This is a genomic window from Xanthomonas sp. NCPPB 3200 (genome assembly GCF_056393585.1).
Window position 1 is genome coordinate 4,602,268 of sequence record NZ_CM150785.1, and the last position, 17,039, is coordinate 4,619,306.

The 17,039-nt window shown below is 67.6% G+C and carries 16 protein-coding genes; 6 read left to right on the forward strand and 10 right to left on the reverse strand.

All coding sequences use genetic code 11. From position 1 onward, the window contains the following. Positions 1-44: 44 nt before the first annotated feature. From AC06DU_RS19905 to xanC, 9 genes are read right to left on the reverse strand one after another with little or no spacing between them, the layout of a single operon-like run. Positions 45-494 (reverse strand): hotdog family protein, encoded by a 450-nt coding sequence (locus tag AC06DU_RS19905; protein ID WP_478203065.1) that lies wholly within the window; start codon positions 492-494, stop codon positions 45-47. Further along, on the reverse strand, positions 481-2,847 hold the full coding sequence (locus AC06DU_RS19910) for an MMPL family transporter (protein WP_478203066.1): 2,367 nt from the start codon (positions 2,845-2,847) through the stop codon (positions 481-483). The genes AC06DU_RS19905 and AC06DU_RS19910 overlap by 14 nt, the downstream gene beginning before the upstream one ends. Next, on the reverse strand, positions 2,837-3,112 hold the full coding sequence (locus AC06DU_RS19915) for a hypothetical protein (protein ID WP_478203067.1): 276 nt from the start codon (positions 3,110-3,112) through the stop codon (positions 2,837-2,839). The genes AC06DU_RS19910 and AC06DU_RS19915 overlap by 11 nt, the downstream gene beginning before the upstream one ends. Before the next feature lie 42 nt (positions 3,113-3,154). Beyond that, positions 3,155-3,802 (reverse strand): LolA-related protein, encoded by a 648-nt coding sequence (locus tag AC06DU_RS19920; protein WP_342370401.1) that lies wholly within the window; start codon positions 3,800-3,802, stop codon positions 3,155-3,157. Further along, positions 3,726-4,700, reverse strand: a complete 975-nt coding sequence (locus tag AC06DU_RS19925) for an LpxL/LpxP family acyltransferase (protein WP_039524636.1) — start codon at positions 4,698-4,700, stop codon at positions 3,726-3,728. The genes AC06DU_RS19920 and AC06DU_RS19925 overlap by 77 nt, the downstream gene beginning before the upstream one ends. Then, a complete protein-coding gene (locus AC06DU_RS19930) occupies positions 4,697-4,984 on the reverse strand; it encodes an ApeI family dehydratase (RefSeq protein WP_046345049.1) in 288 nt (95 codons plus the stop codon). Before AC06DU_RS19930 ends, AC06DU_RS19925 begins: the two co-directional genes overlap by 4 nt. 11 nt (positions 4,985-4,995) lie before the next feature. Then, the gene (locus AC06DU_RS19935; RefSeq protein ID WP_024937535.1) at positions 4,996-5,745 is read right to left on the reverse strand and encodes a lysophospholipid acyltransferase family protein; all 750 of its coding nucleotides are present in this window, start codon (positions 5,743-5,745) and stop codon (positions 4,996-4,998) included. Positions 5,746-5,798: 53 nt separating this feature from the next. Beyond that, positions 5,799-6,482, reverse strand: a complete 684-nt coding sequence (locus tag AC06DU_RS19940; RefSeq protein WP_024937536.1) for a COG4648 family protein — start codon at positions 6,480-6,482, stop codon at positions 5,799-5,801. A 37-nt stretch (positions 6,483-6,519) separates the two neighbouring features. Then, positions 6,520-6,789, reverse strand: a complete 270-nt coding sequence (xanC, locus tag AC06DU_RS19945; protein ID WP_011260626.1) for a xanthomonadin biosynthesis acyl carrier protein XanC — start codon at positions 6,787-6,789, stop codon at positions 6,520-6,522. A gap of 288 nt (positions 6,790-7,077) precedes the next feature. Here xanC and AC06DU_RS19950 point away from each other — a divergent pair, with 288 nt between their 5' ends. Both AC06DU_RS19950 and AC06DU_RS19955 read left to right on the forward strand, forming a co-directional pair. After that, complete coding sequence (locus AC06DU_RS19950; RefSeq protein ID WP_478203068.1) at positions 7,078-8,460, forward strand: NAD(P)/FAD-dependent oxidoreductase; 1,383 nt, start codon at positions 7,078-7,080, stop codon at positions 8,458-8,460. Then, the gene (locus AC06DU_RS19955; protein WP_478203069.1) at positions 8,457-9,464 is read left to right on the forward strand and encodes a chorismate transformation FkbO/Hyg5 family protein; all 1,008 of its coding nucleotides are present in this window, start codon (positions 8,457-8,459) and stop codon (positions 9,462-9,464) included. The genes AC06DU_RS19950 and AC06DU_RS19955 overlap by 4 nt, the downstream gene beginning before the upstream one ends. A gap of 71 nt (positions 9,465-9,535) precedes the next feature. Here AC06DU_RS19955 and AC06DU_RS19960 read toward each other — a convergent pair whose 3' ends face one another. Continuing rightward, complete coding sequence (locus AC06DU_RS19960; RefSeq protein WP_478203070.1) at positions 9,536-10,879, reverse strand: AMP-binding protein; 1,344 nt, start codon at positions 10,877-10,879, stop codon at positions 9,536-9,538. A gap of 365 nt (positions 10,880-11,244) precedes the next feature. Here AC06DU_RS19960 and AC06DU_RS19965 point away from each other — a divergent pair, with 365 nt between their 5' ends. The 4 genes from AC06DU_RS19965 (at position 11,245) to hemF (ending at position 16,890) form a co-directional block, all read left to right on the forward strand. Then, positions 11,245-13,605, forward strand: coding sequence for a S9 family peptidase (locus tag AC06DU_RS19965; protein WP_478204459.1), 2,361 nt, complete (start codon positions 11,245-11,247; stop codon positions 13,603-13,605). 310 nt (positions 13,606-13,915) lie between these two features. After that, positions 13,916-14,632: a hypothetical protein gene (locus tag AC06DU_RS19970; protein ID WP_478203071.1), complete on the forward strand. Its 717-nt coding sequence runs from the start codon at positions 13,916-13,918 to the stop codon at positions 14,630-14,632. After that, on the forward strand, positions 14,629-15,207 hold the full coding sequence (locus tag AC06DU_RS19975; RefSeq protein WP_228911524.1) for a hypothetical protein: 579 nt from the start codon (positions 14,629-14,631) through the stop codon (positions 15,205-15,207). The genes AC06DU_RS19970 and AC06DU_RS19975 overlap by 4 nt, the downstream gene beginning before the upstream one ends. A gap of 783 nt (positions 15,208-15,990) precedes the next feature. Then, a complete protein-coding gene (gene hemF, locus AC06DU_RS19980; protein WP_024937543.1) occupies positions 15,991-16,890 on the forward strand; it encodes an oxygen-dependent coproporphyrinogen oxidase in 900 nt (299 codons plus the stop codon). The last annotated feature ends 149 nt before the right edge of the window (positions 16,891-17,039 follow it).

Below are 17,039 nucleotides of genomic sequence, written 5' to 3' on the forward strand. Positions count from 1 at the left end.
GCGATGCGGCGTCAGCGGTAAGGCCATCGCGCGCACGCGCGCTCCTACGGGGCTTGGGTGGCCTGCGCGGCGCCCAGCATCACCGTGGCGCGCCCTTCGGCGAGCAACTGATCGGCGTGGCTCAGGCGAAAACTGTATTGCTGGCTGTCCTCGCCCTGCAGCAACACCTGCGCTTCGCAGACGATCGCATCGGGCAGGTCGTCCAGATACGCGACGTGCAAGTCCACCGCACGCAGCGCCACCAGCATGCCCGGGCGCACCGGCTTGCCCGATTCCCGGCCGAGCAAGCCGCCATGCACGGCCATGGCCTGCGCGCCGTATTCGCATAGATGCAGCGCGCGCAGGCGGCCATTGTAACGCAGCGGATGCGTGTCGCTGCGATGGGCATCGCTGCGCAACACGATGCGCTGCGCATCCCATTCCAGCACTGCTTCCCACAGGCACATGCTGCCCTGGTGTGGAATCAGCGCAGCAATCGCCTCACGTCCCTGCATGTGCATCTCCGTGTCTTGCGCGCTCCAGCGCCGGCTCGCGCGACACCAGCAAGGCGAGGATGAAATTGAACAATACCCCCAGCGCCACCGTGCTGCCGATCGCACGCAACACCGGGATGCTGGAGGCAGCCAGTAGCGCGAACACCAGCAGCGTCATCAGGCTGCACACGATCAGCGCATGCAGCGTGCGCAGCTGGTCGGCGTGATCGTCGCCGGCATGGTCGAAGAACAATGCGTAATCCAGGCCCAGGCCTGCCGCCAGGATCAGCGCGATCAGATGGAACAGGTTGAGCTCAACACCCATGCCGCGCAGGATCGCCAGGATCAGCACCGTGGTCAGCGCCATCGGCAGCAATACGCGCACGATCCGGCGCGGGCTGCGCAACGCGATCGCCACCGTCACCGCCAGCAGCAGCGCGGCCAGCACCAGCGCGCCGAGCACACGTCCGCGATACGCGGCCACCAGGGACTCGGACGCGTCCTTCAGATCCAGCAACTGCGCGCCGCTGCCTTGCACGGCGGCAGCCAGTACCGACGGATCGCGCAGGCCGGTCAACGACACCAACGCAGTGCTGCGATCGCCGCGGCCCAGCAGCAGCCCGCCGACCGACGTTGCCAGCGGCGAGCCGGCCAGGTCCTTCGGCAACAGCGGGGCGGCGCGCTTGGCAGCGTCCAGGTCCTGCAGGAACGACGCGAACGCATCGCTGCGAAACGGCGTGGCGGCCATCGCACTGTCGGTCAATGCGCGCGCTTGCGCAGCATCCGGCAACGCGGCCTGGCGCGCACGCTGGGTCTTGATGCTGGGCAGATAGCGCGCGGCCATGTCGTAACCGGTCAATGCGCCGTCGCGCACCAGGGCATCCAGGCGCGGGCGCAACTGCTCGCTGGCCTGCAGCGCGGCCTCGTCGTTGGCGGCAGACAGCGCGAGCACGTAACGCACGTCGGGGGCGCCCAGTTCCTGGCGCAGATGCGTGTCCTGCGCCAGGGCCTTGGGCGGCACCGGGGTCAATTTCGACAGATCGTTCTGCCAGAACTGCCCCGGTGCGAACGCGATCACCGCGATGCCGATCAGCGCAATCAGCGCCAGGCTGATGCGCGGCCGTGGCAGGCGCGCGATGCCGCGCCACAGCGCGGCGAGCATGCGCGAATCGGCGTAGTCGCGCGGTGCCGGGTCAATCAACGACGGCAACAGCCACCGCGTGGTGATCGCGGCGGTCGCCAGCCCGGCGATGGTGAACACCGCCAGCTGCCGCAAGCCGTCCACACCGGAAAACAGGAAGGTCACATAGGCAATGCAGGTGGACACCACGCCGGTGGCCAGCGTCGGCCATAGATGACGCGCGTTGTCGCGTGGATCCAGACCCGGGCGCTGATGACTGAACAGGTGGATCGGGTAATCCTGCACCACGCCGATCAGGGTGAAGCCGAAGGCCACGGTGATGCCATGCACGCCATCGAACAGCAGCGCCACCGCAGCCAGACCGGCCAGGCCGGCGCTGGCCAATGGCAGCACGCCGAGCACCGGAATCTTCCAGCTGCGATAGGCGACCAGCAGCAACAACACCAGTCCCACCGTATCCAGCGTCCCGATCCACTGCGCCTCGCCTTGCGTGCGCGCGGTGATTTCCACGGCGAATGCACCGGGGCCGGTCAAGGTAAGCCGGGTCGTACTGCCCTTGCTGACCTTGGCGAAGGCCGCCTGCACCGCGTCGTAGGCCAGTTGCTGGCCGGTGGGATCAAAGCCGGCTGCGCGCGTCTGCACGACCAGCAAGGCCGAGGTGTCGGCACGGTCGAACCACACCGCGTTGCGCGTCTGCGGCGCCGCGGCCGGCTGCAGGGTTTCGGCCAGATGCAGCACTTCCAGCGTGGGGTCGCGCGGTAGCAACGGCTCCACCAGCGCCGCCGCCGGCGACCCCAGATCCTGCACGCGCGACTGCAATGCCGCTTGCAGGGTGTGCGCATCCAGCGGCGTGGTGTCGAAGCTGTCGCTGAGCAGATAGCGATACGGCAGCAGGCGCTCGGGGATCGCATCCAGCCCCGCAGTGCCGCCGTTGCCGACCAGCTCGAACAGTTCCGGTTGTGCGGCCAGGGCCTGCTGCAGGGCCTGCGACTGCGCGGCAAGCGTGGCCGGGTCGCTGTTGGACAAAGCCATCAGCAACAGGCGCGAGCCGGGGCCTTCGCCCAGCTCTTCGATCAGCAGTTTCTGCGCCGGCGTGCGCGGGGCGGGCATGAATTTGCGCAGATCACCGGTGACCTTGAGCGTCTCGCTCAACCAGAACCCGGCCACCGCCAGCAACGCCAGCCACAGCAGCGCCAGGCCGATGCGGCGGTTTGCGTTCAACTTAAACGCCATGCGCAAGCCTCGCTGTGCCAGCGGAACGTCCACCGGCCGCGCGCGCGGCATCGGGCTGTGCGGGCGCCTTCCCGTTGCTGCGGGCGGGCATGAATTTGCGCAGATCACCGGTGACCTTGAGCGTCTCGCTCAACCAGAACCCGGCCACCGCCAGCAACACCAGCCACAGTAGCGCCAGGCCGATGCGGCGGTTTGCGTTCAACTTAAACGCCATGCGCAAGCCTCGCTGTGCCAGCGGAACGTCCACCGGCCGCGCGCGCGGCATGGGATCGTGCGAGCGGCTTGCTTGCGCCGTGGGCGCGCTGCGTCACGCGCCCGATCCGTGGCATAGCGTGGTCAGCGCGGCCGCATCGGTCACGCTTGCGGCCGCGCGCGCCGCACCGGCCAGCAGCGTGCGTTGCACGTCGCCCTTGGCCGGCTGGCTCTCGATGCAGCGCAACTCGTCATTGCGCCCATACAGCCTCAACTCGCGCACCTGCTTGGCCACGGCAGCGTCCTTGGGCTGCAGCGTCAGTTGCCAGGCCTGCGGCTGGCCCTGCCCGCTGATGCGGTAGTGCTGCTCCAGCAGCGCGCGGTCGCCGGCCAGCAACGCGCCGAAGCCGGACTTCAGGCCGGCCAGTTCGGGCACCCGGCTCAGCGAAAACCGCCGCGGCGATTTGCCTTCGCGTTCCAGCACGCCCTCGTCGCCCTGCAACGTGGTGGTCTCGCGATACGGCGCGCTGACCTCGCGCACCAGGGTCTGCGCGTCCGGGCGACGGTAATGGCCCTGGACGCGCAGCGGCGTCTTCAGCAGCACCGAGCCACGCAGTTCGACGAACTCGGTACTGACCGGTGCAGGGCGTGCCAGGCGCTGCAGCACCTGGCCGACATCCAGCGTCTCAGGCGGTGCGGCGCATAGCGGTGCGGCGCTGAACAGCAGTATCAGCATCCACGGCAGGGTGCGGCACATCGGCATGGTGGGTGTTCCAGAAATCGTAGAAGTTGAACCAGTTGTACGGCGCGTAGCGTGTGTAATGTTCCAGCCTGGCCGCGTAATCGCGCATGAGTACCGCCAGCACCGGTGCGCGCTGGCGACGCGGCACGTCCAGGCCCTCGCTGAAGGTCTCGAACGCCAGCTCGTAATGATTGCCGCCGCGGTACAGGCCGAACGCCAGCACCACCGGCACTTTCAGCGCTGCGGCGATCAGCCACGGCGAGGTCGGGAACATCGCATTGCGGCCAAGGAACGTCGCCGGCAACGCCGGGTCGCCCTCGCGCGGGCGATCGATCAGCAGCGCCACCAGCGCACCGGCGTCGGTGGCGTCCTTGATCGCCATGACGATCGAGGTCGCGTCCATGCCGGCGTCGATGATGTTGGCGGCCAGCTGCGGATTCAGCGCGCCCAGCAGCTCGGTCATGGCGCGGTTGTGGGCCTTGTCCAGCACCACCTTGACCTGCACGTCCGGCCGCTCGGTGGCCAGCACGCGCAGCGCATCGAAGCTGCCCAGGTGCGAGCCGAAGATCAGCACGCCGCGGCCGCGATCCATCTGCGCATGCAGCTGGTCCAGCCCGGTGATGTCGACCCGGAAGCGCTGCATCTGCCCGCACAGCATGTACACGCGGTCCAGAATCGTCGAGGCGAAGGTGTGGATATGCCGCGCCACATCGCGCAGCGTGGCCGGGCGCTCCAGCACGCGCGTCAGATAGGCACGCGAGGCGCTGCGCTCGGGCGCACGCACCAGCAGGAAGTACAGCGTGATCGGGTACAGCAGCGCGCGCCCCACCGCACGCCCGGCATGCTGGGCGATGCCGCGGATCAGCCACAGCGCGAAACGTCCGCCGCCTTCCGGGCGTTGCTTCCACTGACTGCTCATTGCGCCGCCTCCGCCACCAGTTCGCCGCTGACCAGCAGCTCGTCGGCGCGCTGCACGCGAAAGCGCCAGCGTGGGCCGGCGCCGTCCAGCATGACCGATGCCGTCTGCCCGGGCAGCAACGGCTGCACGAACTTCACCTGCGGCAGGCGTGCCGCCGCGCGTGGGCCATACGCGGCCTCCACTGCCTGCAGCACATGGTCGAGCACGACCACGCCAGGCACCACGGGGCGCCCCGGAAAGTGCCCGGGCAGGCAGGGATGATCATGCGGCACGACGAAATCCATAAGCGGGTAACTCAAATCCTGGGTTGGAGCATCGCAGCCACGGCGTCGTGTGCCTGCTTGGTCAATTGCTGGCGGTCCGGCGCATCCGGCCCGGTCACCGGGATCGGATCGCCGATACGTACCCGGATGATGCCCGGGCGCACCCTGAACACACCCTCCACCGGCAGCACCTTGCCGCAGCCATCCACTGCCACCGGCACCACCGGCACACCAGCATCGATAGCGGCCTGCAACAGCCCGGCCTTGAACGGCAATAATGCGCCGCTGCGGCTGCGGGTGCCTTCGGGAAACAGACACAACTGCTTGCCCTCGCGCAGCAGCGCGGCGGCCTGCCGGCGCACCATCGCCCCGGCACGCCGGCTGTCGCGGTCCAGGAACAGCATGCCGGTGGCCCGTGCATACCAGTTCACGAACGGCACCTTGAGCATTTCGTCCTTGAGCAGGAACCGCAGCGGCACCGGCAAGGCGTAGAACAACGCACAGATATCGATGATGGACTGGTGGTTGCTGACGAACAGGTAGTTCCTGGACCAGTCCACGCGCTCGCGGCCTTCCACGATCACCGTGGCGCCGGCACCGCGAAACAGCACCGGCGACCACATCCACGCGCCCATGCGCAGCAGGCGATCGGTGTCGCGCGTGATCGCCAGCAACGCCAGGCCATAGGCGATTCCGCCCGCGGTAAACGTCAGCGTGAAGGCCAGTTGCAGCAGATTGAACACGGCCCACGCCAGGCGCGACGGCATCCTTGCCAGCGGCATCTTTGTCTTGTCCCCGAAAATGTGCACGTACGTCGCTGCCCCTGGCCACGCACTCAGCGCAGCAGATCGCGCCAGAATTCCGGCCCGAGCCGCGCCATCTGGCGCAAGAAGTCTGGCAGATTACGATAGGGGCGCTGTGGAAACCAGCGGCCGCGCAATAGATATTCGCCTACAAAGAACCCGCCAACCACCCCGTACGCCAGCAGATTGGCGAACAACGATGCGCGCGCGTCGCTGATCGGCAGCGGCGAGACATAACCCAGTTGCGTCAGCACGCCACTGGGTTCGGCGCACAGGCCCAGCACCAGGTTGACCAGGGTCAGCGCGCACAGCAGCAGCGCCCAGGCCAGGGTGAGGCGGCGCGTGTAGCGGTACTGCTCCGGAGTGATCGGCATGCCGGCCTGGCGATACAGCCCCTCGACGATGCGCGTGATCAACGGCGTGCGCCCACGGCGCAGGCTGCGACCGAAGAACCAGGCGACCCAGCCGGTGAACACCACCGGCGGCGCGGCCAGCACCAGCATCGCGTACGGCGAGTGCCACAACGCACTCAGGCCCAGCAAGGTCAGCACGGCCAGCGCCCAGGCCCAGGCGCGGCGCGCGACCATCGGTTCGATCAGCACCATCAGCACCAACAAGCCACCGGCGATGACGGCAAGCTCCGGGCGATGGCTGGCGTTGGCCCAGTGCGCCAGCGGCGAATACGCCACCGCCAGCAACACGCCCAGCCCCAGCACCCACGGGGGCGCATCGCCGGGCGCGGCGGTCGCGACCTCAGACGGTCTTGTTGGCTTCGACATGCGCCGACAATGCGCGCAGCGACGCGAAGATACGACGATTCTCGTCATTGTCCGAGCGCAGCTGGAAGCCATAGCGCTTGCTGATCGCCAGCGCCAGTTCCAGCGCGTCGATCGAATCCAGTCCCAGCCCGGTATTGAACAACGGCGCCTCCGGGTCGATGTCGGCGGGCTGGACGTCTTCCAGGTTCAGGCTTTCGACCAGGAGTTCGGCCAGTTCACGTTCGGCAGCGGTTTGCGAGGACATCCAGAGAGCTTCCAGGTGAGGGTCGGGCAACAGATTCACAGCGAAATTGCAGAACAACCACAGCGGCGCAGACAACCGTCAGGCCGGCATCGGCGATGCTGCAGGGCACAGACAGTGTACGTTGCCGTGCCGGCCGATTCCGAGCGCCCGCCGCACCGGCGTTGCGGCCGCATTGGCGAGGGTGTCGATCGGTCTGCAACAGCGAGTCGGCGGCCGGCATACCTGTCCGGGCCGCCGGTCAGGCTATCATGACTGCATGACGCTCGCCCGCTGCAGGTTCGTTCCAGGATGACTTCCACCGCTGTTGGCCCTACCCCGACCGCCAAGCCGGTAGCCGGGCCGGCCCCCGGACCCGAGTGTCCGGATGTCCTGATCATCGGCGGCGGGCCGGCGGGCTGCGCGGCGGCCATCGTCCTGGCCCAGCAGGGCTGGCAGGTGACCTTGCTGGAGAAGGCGCAGCATCCGCGCTTCCATATCGGCGAGTCGCTGCTGCCGATGAACATGCCGATTCTCGAACGCCTGGGCGTGTTGGAAGAGGTGCGCAGCATCGGCGTGCTCAAGCGCGGTGCGGACTTTCCCAACGACAGCGGCGGCTACAACACCTTCCGCTTCGCGCATGCGCTGGAGGCCAAGGCCGATTTCGCCTTCCAGGTGCCGCGTGCGCAGTTCGACCAGGTGCTGTTCGAGCGCGCGCGCGCGGTGGGCGTGGATGCGCGCGACCAGGTCAAGGTCGACGCGGTGGAGTTCGACGGGCAGCAGCCGGTACTGCAGGCGCAGGGCGTGGCGGGTGCGCAGCAGTTCCGCCCGCGCTACCTGCTCGATGCCAGCGGCCGCGACACCTTCCTGGGCAACCGCCTCAAGCTCAAGCGCGCCAATGCCAGGCATCAATCGGCCGCATTGTTCAGCCATTTCCGCGGCGTGACGCGCCGACCGGGCGAGGATGCCGGCAACATCAGCATCTACCGCCATGCGCATGGCTGGATGTGGCTGATCCCGTTGCCGGACGACATCATGAGCGTGGGCGCGGTCTGCTATCCGGAATACATGAAGACCCGCAAAGGCGACAGCGAAGGCTTCTTCATGCGCACGCTTGCGCTCAACACCGAGCTCAGCGCGCGCATGCTCGGCGCCGAACGCGTGGCCCCGGTGCATGCCACCGGCAATTACGCCTACGAATGCACGCGCATGTCCGGCCCGCGCTGGTTGATGCTGGGCGATGCCTACACCTTCGTCGACCCGATGTTTTCGTCCGGCGTGTTCCTGGCCATGCACAGCGCCGAGCGCGGTGCGGCGATGGTGGACCAGGCCCTGCGCATGCCGCAGCACGAAGCGAAACTGCAGCGCGCCTTGCAGCGCGAACTCAAGCGCGGCGTGGACGAGTTCAAGTGGTTCATCTACCGCTTCACCTCGCCGACCATGCGCGCCCTGTTCGCGCAACCGCAGAACACCTGGCAGATCGAGGAAGCGGTGGTGGCGATGCTGGCCGGCGATGTGTTCGACAGCCCCAGGGTGCGCCTGCGCCTGCGCGCGTTCCGCGCCATCTATGCCCTGACCACCTTGTCGATGATGCCGCGCGCCTGGCAGTCCTGGCGCCAACGCCGACGTCAGGCCACGCTCGGCTTCGACGGCGACACCTTGCAACGCGACACGCAACAACGAGATACGCGATGACCGCTTTCCAGGCCCAGACCACGCACACCGTGCGCCATCCCCGCCTGCAGGTCGACTATGTCGATCAGACCGACCCGTCTGCACTGCTGGCCGACCCGCAGGTGCTGGCCGTGTTCGGCTTCGGCACGGCGGCGCCGCGCCTGGACGCCCCCCGCTACCTGCGCGTGCCGCTGCAGCCGTACCACGCCGACGTGCTGGAAGTGTGGCGGACCGACGCGGCGGTGCACAGCGGCCGCGATGGCAACATCGCCTGGGCCAGCGACGGCCGCCTGCAGTTCGGCGTGATCGAAATCGACGAGCAGGATGTCGATATCGAAGCCGCCGCCGCCAAGGCCTATGCGGAAATCACCGCCTTCGTCACCCGCAGCCAGACCCCGCGCCTGCTGCGTATCTGGAACTATCTGGACGCCATCACCCTGGGCAGTGGCGACCGCGAACGCTACCGGCAGTTCTGCGTGGGCCGTGCGCGCGGCCTGGGCGCCTTCGACAATGCGCAATTGCCGGCCGCCACCGCGGTGGGACGCTGCGATGCCGAGCGCATCATCCAGATCTACTGGCTGGCCGCCAGCGACGCCGGCACCCCGCTGGAAAACCCGCGCCAGGTCAGCGCCTACAACTACCCGCGCCAATACGGCCCGCAGCCGCCGAGTTTCGCGCGCGCCATGCTGCCGCCGGCCGGCAGCGACATGCCGCTGCTGCTGTCAGGCACCGCCGCGGTGGTCGGGCATGCCTCGATGCACACCGGCCAGTTGCTGGCGCAGCTGGAAGAGACCTTCGCCAACTTCGACGCCCTGCTGGGTGCCGCCCGCCAGCATGCCCCCGCCCTGCCCGCGCAGTTCGGCGCCGGCACCCGCCTGAAGGTCTACGTGCGCGAGCAGGATGATCTGCCCAAGGTCGCGCAGGCCCTGGACGCCCGCTTCGGCGATGCGGTACCGCGTCTGCTGCTGCACGCGGTGATCTGCCGCGACGAGCTGGCGGTGGAGATCGATGGGGTGCATGGGTGAGCGATTGCGGTCATCAGTACTGATGCCCGCTGCAGCCACGCAGCAGCAATGCTCCGTGGCGAGGCCTGCGCTCAGCCGTTGAGCAAACCCAGCACCATATCGCGTGGCAGCTTGCCGGTTTCGTTGCGTGGCAGGGCGGCGAGTTTGCGCAGGCGGCGCGGCAGGAACACCGGGTCGACGCTGACGCGCAGGGCAGCGAGGATCTGCGCTTCGTCCAGGGTCGGGGCGACCACCAGTGCGGCGATACGGCCGACCGCCTGACCGGGCTCGGGTGCGAGCTGCACGATGGTGCCGTCGACGACGCCGGGGATGGCCAGCAGGCGACGGGTCAGATCGGCCAGCGAGGCGCGTTTGCCGGCGATTTCCAGCAGATCGGCCTGCCGGCCGCGCACCTGGAAGGTGCCGTCGGCAGCCACGTCCATCATGTCGGCCAGCAGCACCGGCGTGGCCAGATGCGGTGCGTGCACCAAGGTGCCTGCCGCCTGCGTTTCCAGGCGCACACCGGGCAGCGGTGTCCACGCCGCCTCCAGCGCGGTGCGGCGCACCGCGAACACGCAGGTTTCGGTGGAACCGAACATTTCGCGTACCTCGCCGCCAAACCGCGCTTCGGCGGCCGCGGCCACGTCCTGCGCCAACGGCGCGGTGGCCGAGACGATGCCGACCAGCGGCGGCAACGCCACGCCGGATTCGACCAGCGCGCGCAGGTGCACCGGCGTGGTCACCAGCACGCGCGGGGCAGGAATGTCCGACAGCGCGCGCGCCACATCGTCCGGAAAAAACGGGCGGCCCGCATGCACCGCAAGCTCGGTCACCATCGGCAGCAGCACCGACAGTTCCATGCCGTACATATGTTGCGGCGGCACCGTGGCGACCACGTGCGGCACCGCATCGGTGTGCGCCCATAGGCTTTCCAGCGCGACCAGATCCTGACGCGTACTGGTCAGGAAGCTGCCCCAGGTCTTGGGGTTGGGCTGCGGGCTGCCGGTGCTGCCGGAGGTAAAGCCGATGGCCACCAGGGCATCGTCGGCCAGCTGCGGAATCGGGCCTGCGGCCTGCGGCAAATCGGCCGGCAGCTGCCAATAGCGCGGCGGTGCCAGCTCCAGCGCCAGATCGCCCAGGCAGTAGGCATCGGCATGCCGCGCCTGCACTTCGCCGACCACGGCCGGCGCGCGCGATGACGGCAGCAGCGACACCTGCCCGCGCAACGCGCACGCATAGAACGCGACCATGAAGCGATAGCGGTCTTCGCACAGATTCACCGCGTGGCGACCGTCCGGCAATTGCTGCGCCAGGCCATGCACGTGTGCAATGAAGGTGGCCAGATCAACCGACTGCCCCGCGCGCCAGGCCAGCGGCCGGCCGGGCGCGCCGACGGCCATCGGGTGGGAAACGGCAGGAACAGGCAGGCTGGACATGGGAACCGGCAATCGCAAAAGCGCGCTAGCTTGGCCGCCACCTGCCCTGCTGGCAAGTCGGGAGGTTCCCGGCTGCGCCACGGAAGCGGCGATCGGGAACCTTGGCAAGGCCCGTGCGCCAAGCGCATTCCAACTCATTGCAGCAGCGCATTGCAGCTGGCGTGCATTGGCCGTCAAGCGCGTACGCCCGTGCGAGCCAACGCGCGCACAACCGCTTGTGGTCGCGTCCGCCACTCGTCCATGCCTTGCCTGTTCGATAACGCACTCCCTCCACGCGCACATGACCTGTGGCCCAAGCCCCCGGCGGAAGCGAGCTGCTAGGCTTGTCCGCTCCTCGTTGCGTCCAGTTGTTACCGATGCCCAGATTGTTGCCGCTGTCCTTGTTGTTGCTGGCTGTCACCGCGCATGCGCAATCCGCCACACCGCTCACCATCGAACAGGTGATGGCCGATCCGGACTGGATCGGGCCGTCGGTGGACCAGGCCTGGTGGCAGTGGGACGGCAAACAGGTGCAATACCTGCTCAAACGCAACGGTTCCCCGGTGCGCGACACCTATCGCCAGGGCGCCGGCGGCGGCAGCGCCGAACGCGTGGCCGACAACGCCCGCGCCGGCCTGGATGCGGATAACCCGAGCTACGACGCGGCCCGTCAGCGCATGCTGTTCGCGCGCAATGGCGACATCTTCCTGCGTGACCTGCGCTCCGGCGCACTGACCCAGCTGACCCGCAGCAACGAGGTCGAATCGCGGCCGCAATTTGCCAGCGATGGCGGCGCGATCTGGCGCGCGGGCAACAACTGGTACCACTGGCGCGCCGACGGCGGCACGGCGCAGGTTGCAGTGGTCAAGGCCGAGCGCGATCCCAACGCTGCGCCCAAGGCCGATGTGTTGCGCGAGCAGCAGCTGGCCACGCTGGCCACGCTGCGGCGCGACCGTGAGCAGCGCGATGCGTTACGCACCCAGGAAGACGCCTGGCGCCGCGCCGATGCCACGCGTGCGGCAGCGCCGGTGTACCTGGGCGATGAGGTGGAGATCGTCGACAGCGCGTTGTCGCCGGACGGCCGCCACCTGCTGGTGGTCACCCAGGCCAAGGGTGCCGAAGAGGGCCAGGCCGGCAAGATGCCCAAGTACGTGACCGAATCCGGTTACGAGGAATTCCAGGAAGTGCGCACCCGCGTCGGTCGCAACGCACCGGTGGCGCATGCGCTGTGGTTGGTCGATGTCAGCGCCGGCACTGCAAGACCGCTGTCCTTCGACACCCTGCCGGGTATCGCCACCGACCCGCTGGCCGCGCTGCGCAAGGCCGCCAAGCGCGACGCGCTCAAGGGCAACCGCGCCGTCCGTGTGGAAAGCGACGGCGACGGCAGCGGGCCGGCGGTGCACTGGAGCGACGACGGGCGCAACGTGGCGGTGGAGATTCGCGCGGTGGACAACAAGGACCGCTGGATCGCCAGCGTGGACCTAGCCAACGCCACGTTGCAGCCGCGGCATCGCCTGAGCGACAGCGCTTGGATCAACTGGGACTTCAACGATTTCGGCTGGCTGCCCGACAACCGCACGCTGTGGCTGCTGTCGGAAGAATCCGGCTATTCGCAGCTGTACACGGTGGAAGGCAACGGCAAGCCGCGCCAGCGCACGCGCGGCAAGTGGGAAGTGTCGATGCCGGTGCCCAGCGCCGACGGCAGCAGCATGTTCTTCCTGTGCAACCAGAAATGGCCGGGCGATTACGAGGTGTGCAAGCTGGACCTGCGCAGCGACCAGCTCAGCGAAGTCACTGCGTTGAATGGCGTTGAAGGCTTCAGCCTGTCGCCGAACGGGCAGCAACTGCTGGTGCGTTACTCAGGCAGCTACCTGCCACCGCAGCTGGCGGTGGTGCCGGCCGCAGGCGGCCAGGCCACGCTGCTGACCGACACCCGCACGCCCGCGTTCAAGGCGCAGCCGTGGATCGCGCCGCAGTACGTGCAGGTGCCGTCCAAGCATGGCGCCGGCACGGTCTGGGGCAAGTACTACGGGCCGCTGAACCCCGAGCCCGGCAAGCAGTATCCGATCGTGATGTTCGTGCACGGCGCAGGCTATCTGCAGAACGTCTCGCAGCGCTACACGCCGTACTTCCGCGAGCAGATGTTCCACAACCTGCTGGTGCAGCAGGGCTACATCGTGCTGGACCTGGACTACCGCGCCTCGGAAGGCTACGGCCGCGACTGGCGCACCGCGATCTACCGCAACATGGGCCACCCGGAGCTGGAAGACTATCTGGACGGGCTGGAGTGGCTGGTGACGCAGAAGCAGGGCGACCGCGCGCGTGCCGGCATCTACGGCGGCTCGTATGGCGGCTTCATGACCTACATGGCGCTGTTCCGCAGCCCCGGCACCTTCAAGGCCGGCGCGGCGCTGCGTCCGGTCGGCGACTGGATGCAGTACAACCACGAGTACACCTCCAACATCCTCAACACGCCCGAGCTCGATCCCGAGGCCTACAAGACCTCATCGCCGATCAATTACGCAGATGGGCTGCGCGACCATCTGCTGATCGCGCACGGCATGATCGACGACAACGTGTTCTTCAAGGACTCGGTCGACATGACCCAGAAATTGATGGAGCTGCACAAGGACAACTGGCAGGTGGCGCCGTATCCGCTGGAACGCCATGGCTTTACACGCGCCGATTCGTGGCTGGACGAATACAAGCGCATCCTCAAGCTGTTCAATGAGCAGGTAAAGCCGTAAGCCATGCCGCTGCGGCCGGGCGATGCGTGCTGCATCGCCCGGTCGATGACATCGCGCGCGGCGCCGGCATCCCCATGCTGCAGCAGGCGACAGATCGCCCAGGTTGCACGCGTGATGCGCTGCCACGGTAGCCATCGCCATGCGTCACCCTGCCCGGCACTCACCTGCACGTACGCAACTGGCCCTAAGCTTGGCGCAGGATCGGCAGATCGCTGGCGCATTGCGCTCCCCTTTGCCGGCCCGCCGCCCGACCGGAGCGCCGCCGGCACCGCAGCGGTTTCCGATTCGCGGCGCGCAGAAGGTAATCGCGATGGGCCTGTGGGACCGTTTGTTTGGACGCAAGACCCCGGTGGCGAAGACGCCCCGAGCCGAACCGACCGCAGCGCCGGCAGCTGCAGCCGATGACACTGATACCGAGGTCCAGATCGACCCGGCACTGCAGCCCGCACTGAGCCTGTTCCAGCGCGGCGATCAGCTGGGCGCCTACAACGCTGCGCAAGCGCAGCTGCACCTGGGTGCCGACGCACAACGTCTTTGCGCGCTGGCATTGAACGCGCTGGACCGCTACCGCGAGGCATACCCGCACTGGCTGGCGCTATACGAACTGGAGCCTACCGCGCACAACGCATTGCAGTTGGCGACCACCTCGGTGATGTGCAACGAGATCGATCGTGGCGAACATTGGCTGCTGACCTTCGACGATCTGAATGCGCAGGAGCGCTCCACCTCGCCGGCCACCGCGCGCACCAGTTTCCTCACCGCGCTGACCCGCGCCGGTCACGGCGCGCACGCGTTGCCGCATCTGGAGTGGTTGCGCGAGGCCTACGCCGGGATGTCGATCACCGACAGCCACTTCCTCTACGTGCGCGGGCTGCCCTTCTTCGAAGCCTTCCTGGAGCGCAGCACACCGTTGTTGCGCCAGTGCCTGCCGGCCGACGCCCTGCCCGGTTGGTACGCGCAACTGCAGCCGGCCCTGGATCCGGATGGCCAGGCCGCCGTGGCCGCCCATATCGCATCGCTGCAATGAGCGCGCCGACACCGCGCCCTCGACCGCGCGGCGGCTTCGTCACGCCGCTGGCGTGGGTGTCCCTGCTGCTGGGTGTCGTCAGCGCGATGTCCAACCTGCTGCAGATCGCGATGATCGTGCTGATGCCCGACGCGGCGGCGCTGGGCTTGCCCGAAGGGATCATCCTGCCCACCTCGTTGCAGTGGTTGATCGATCATGCGTTGTCATTGTCCGTCGTAGGCGTGGTGCTGTCGGTGGCATTCGCATGGTTGAGCTGGGCCTTGCTGCAGCGACGCGAGTGGGCGCGGGTCGGGTTCGTGGCGGTGTTGCTGGTGACCGCACTGCTCAATGTCGGTGGCCTGGCGTTGATCGGGCCGCTGTTCGAGGGCGTGCAGGCAATGCTGCCTGCCGATGTCGTGCACAGCCCCGAGTGGCCGCAGCTGCAGGCGCGCCTGCAGGCAACCCGCCAGGTGGCGTTGCTGCTGACAGGCCTGGGCGTGCTGGCAATCGGCTGTCTCCACGCAGCGCTGGCATGGCGGTTGTGCACGCCCGCAGTGCGCGCCGAATTTGCCGCCTCGCGCGGGCGCAACGCATGAGGGAATCGAGATCTTGAGCCGTGGCGACGGTTAAACACGGCACGAGGCTTGAATCAAAGGTTCGGTGAGTCGAGGGCGCGATGCCCTCACCACTTCCCGGACACGCCGTGAATCCGTCTGTGGAGGCTTCCTGGCAGCGTCCATGCCGCCAAGGGTCCCGGAACCGGTAAGGACACCGCACCGGTTACCGGTTGCTCTGTCGAAACTATGCACACCCACCATCGCGACGGGTCCTTGCCCGCTCACCGTCGCGGGACCTTACGCGGCATGGATGCCGCGTAAGAGCCTACACGGACGTACTTGCGGCGTGTCCTGCGAGGGTGGGCGGGCAAGGGCCCTGCAGCCAACTCAGCTTTCAGGACGCGGGGAGGACACCGCACCGGTCGCAGGCGGTTCTGTTGAAAACCATGCACACCGACCAGCTCGACGGGTCCTTGTCAGTCCACCGTCGCGGGACCTTACGCGGCATGGATGCCGCGTAAGAGCCTACAGGGACGTACTTGCGGCGTGTCTTGCGATGGTGGGCGGGCAAGGGCCGTGCAGCCAGACCGCCGATCGCATGCCCTGCTTCTGCTTCCGCTTCCGCTTCCGCTGCTTCTGCCTCGCCCACACTGCCTGGTCCCAACTAGAAAACAGCCGGCATATGAATCCGGGCGTGGGACGACCCGGTAAAGCCCGGCTGGCCAAGCACCCGTTGCCTAAACACCGCAGCGCCTCGCCCTGCGACAAACGGGCGCGTTCGCCCGACTGCATGAAGCGCGATGCACCGCTTAGAATCGTGGCATGAACGAATTCGACCGTGTACGCGATTATTTGACCGGCCTGCAGGACCGTATCTGCGCTGCCGTGGAAGCCATCGATGGCAGCGCGCGTTTTGCCGAAGACCTGTGGCAGCGCGAGGAGGGCGGTGGCGGGCGCACCCGCATCCTGCGCGATGGCGCGGTGTTCGAGCAGGCCGGCATCGGGTTTTCGGACGTGTCCGGCTCGCGCCTGCCGCCTTCGGCCAGTGCGCACCGGCCAGAGCTGGCAGGGGCGACGTGGCGCGCCTGCGGCGTGTCGCTGGTGTTCCACCCGCACAACCCGCACATCCCCACCACCCACGCCAATGTGCGTTACTTCCGTGCCGAGCGCGATGGCGAGGTGGTGGCGGCCTGGTTCGGTGGCGGCTTCGATCTGACCCCGTTCTATCCGGTGGACGAGGACGTGCTGCACTGGCACCGCACCGCGCAGGCGCTGTGCGCGCCATTCGGCGAAGAGCGCTATGCCGCGCACAAGCGCTGGTGCGACGAATACTTCTTCCTGCGTCACCGCAACGAGACGCGTGGCGTGGGCGGGCTGTTCTTCGACGACCTGGGGCAGGATTTCGAACGCGACTTCGCCTACCAGCGCGCGGTTGGCGACGGCTTCCTGGATGCCTACCTGCCGATCGTCGAGCGCCGCAAGGACACGCCCTACGGCGAGCGTGAGCGCGAGTTCCAGCTCTACCGCCGCGGCCGCTACGTGGAGTTCAACCTGGTCTACGACCGCGGCACGTTGTTCGGCCTGCAAAGTGGCGGGCGGGCCGAAAGCATCCTGATGAGCCTGCCCCCACGGGTGCGCTGGGAATACGGCTTTACGCCAGAACCGGGCAGCGCCGAGGCGCGGCTGATGGACTATCTGGTCCCGCGCGACTGGCTCGGTTGAATCGGTCAATTAAAAAACGCAGCGCTAATGAAACGCTGTGTTGATCGATTGAGTTAATTCAACCCATTTAAATTTGTGATCTCCAGCGACGCCGGTGAAGCGTGCAATACGATGAACCGGTTATGTTGCGTAGCAAAATAATTGCAGGC